This is a genomic window from Streptomyces sp. HSW2009, from assembly GCF_040240285.1.
GTDB lineage: Bacteria > Actinomycetota > Actinomycetes > Streptomycetales > Streptomycetaceae > Streptomyces.
This window is the reverse complement of the sequence record NZ_JBEHZD010000843.1, coordinates 1-2,182: the sequence shown is the minus strand read 5'-3', so window position 1 is coordinate 2,182 and position 2,182 is coordinate 1. Positions and strand designations below refer to the sequence as shown.

At 78.5% G+C, this 2,182-nt stretch carries 1 protein-coding gene; it reads right to left on the bottom strand.

Annotation, left to right across the window (positions count from 1 at the left end; translation table 11 throughout):
- Window positions 1-108 precede the first annotated feature (108 nt).
- Window positions 109-2,182 (bottom strand): helix-hairpin-helix domain-containing protein (locus AAHZ94_RS32795; RefSeq protein ID WP_349997353.1); only part of this gene is annotated, 2,074 nt, incomplete at its 5' end.

The following is a 2,182-nucleotide window of genomic DNA, read 5'->3' as shown; positions in this document are numbered from 1 at the left end:
AAAAAAAAAGGGGGGGGGGGGGGGGCGCGGGGGGGGGGGCGGGGGGCCGGGGGGGGGGGGGGCGCGGGGGCGCGGGCGGGGGGGGGGCCCCCGCCCCCCGGGGCGGCCTCAGACCGTGGGGGTCTGGGCGCGGAGCAGGGCCCGCAGCCGGGTCGTACGCTCCGCAGCCGGCACCTCGGCCACCGCGTGCGGCAGCGCCTGGCCCACGCCGTGCACCACCGACAGGTGCTGTTCACCGCGGCTGAACGCGGTGTAGACCCAGGCCCGGGTGAGCAGGTGGCCCGCGTCGCCCGGCAGCACGGCGACGGCTGCGGGCCAGCGGCGGCCGGCCGCCTGGTGCGCCGTGATCGCCCAGCCGTGCCGCAGTGCGTCCGCGATCCGCGCCCGCTCCACGAGCACTGCGGCGCCGCCGCAGTCGAGCCGCAGCCCGTCCGGCTCGGCGGCGACCACCGTGCCGGTGACCGTACGCCCCGGGGCCACCGCGTAGGCGACGCGGTCGCCCGGGTCGAAGCCGGCGAACCGGCCGGGCCCGGGGTTGAGGCGCTCCTTGAGTGCGGCGTTGAGCGCCCGGGTGCCGGCGGCGCCGCCGTGTCCGACGGTGATCACCTGGATGTCCGGCATCGGTACGCCGATCGCCCGCGGCACCGAGTCGGCGACCAACTGCACCGTCCGGTGCACGGCCTCGCCCGCATCCCGCACCGGTACGATCACGACCTCCTTGCCCGGTGCTTCGACCTGCTGGAGCTCGCCGATGCCGATCCCGGAGACCAGCTCGCCGATGGGGCCGGGGTCCGGTGTCCTGGACACCACCTGCGGGCAGGCGCGGGCGGCCAGCAGATCGCCGAAGACCCGCCCGGGCCCGGCCGAACCGAGCACTCCCGGATCGCCGCTCAGCACCAGCCGGCAGCCGTCCGGCAGCCACTCCACCAGCGCCGCCGCGCCCTCCACATCGAGGTGCGGGGCGTCGAGCACCGCGAGCAGGTCGAGCCCCAGCGCGCCCTCCGCGTCCCGGCCGGGGCCCTCGGCGTCGGTGAGCAGCCCGGTCACGGTCACCGCGAGCGTGGCGGGCAGGTCGGCGGCGGCCAGCGCCGCGGCCAACCGCTGCCGGCCGTCGTCGCTGTGCGCCGCCGCGTAGGCCCGTAGCCCGCGGGCGTGCGCGGCGGCGACGAGCGCCACCGGCTCGGCCCGGGCGCGCTCGCCCCCGCTGTGCACCACCAGCCCGTGCGCCGCGGCTGCCCTGATCAACTTGGCGGCCGACGACGAGGGTGCGGCCTCCGCGAGGGCGTCCCAGGTCGGTGCGTCCTCCGGGGCGGCGGCGTCGGTGGCGTCGGTGGCGCCCGGGCCGTGTGCGGCGTCTGTGGCGTCGAGGTCCGCGCTGTGTGGGTCCGCGTCGTGCGGCCCGTTCGGGTCGTTCGGGGCGTGCGGTCCGTCCGCGTCGTCGGGGGTGGCGGGTGCCGCAGGTTCGGCCGTCGGGTCGAAGGTGTTGATCAACCGGGCCAGGCCGTCGGCCAGGCTCTCCTCGGCCAGGGCGTACCGGTCGAGCCCCAGCAGGACCCGGACCGGCTGTTCCGCCTCCTCGTTGTCGTCCTGGGCGCGCGGGGCGGCACCGGGGGTCTCCAGGGCGTCCTGGAAGACCAGCACGCCGCCCTCTGCGACCGCCTCGCGCAGGGCCTCGTCGGGGTCGGGGACGGCCTGCCCGGCGAGCGCCTCACGCAGCGCGGGGGTCTCCCGGGCCGTGTGGCCTTCGAGGGCTGCGCGCTCCAGGAGCCAACTGACCAGCGCCCGCGCGCGCCGCTCGTCACCGGGGCCGCACTCGGACCCGAGCAGGGCCCGGGCGAAGCCGTCCGCCTGCTCGGGGCGGACGCCGGCGACGGTCAGCAGGAGCCACGGATCGTCCCGCAGGGCCGTCGCCGCCCGCTCGCCCAGCGTCCGCACCACCTGCTCGGCCAGTTGCTCCGGCGCCCCACCGGCGGCCAACACCTGGCGCGTGCGGTCCAACTCCGTGGCGGCGTCGGGGCCGTCGAACGGCGCGGCTGGCGCTGCTGATGTGGTCGGTGCTGTCGGTGCTGTCGGTGCTGTCGGCGCGACCGGCCCGGTCTGGGGGGATCGTCCCCCGCCGGCGGCCGGCCCGCCGGGACCCGCGGCCTGCGGATCGGGGTACGTCGCGCCACCCCTGCCTGGG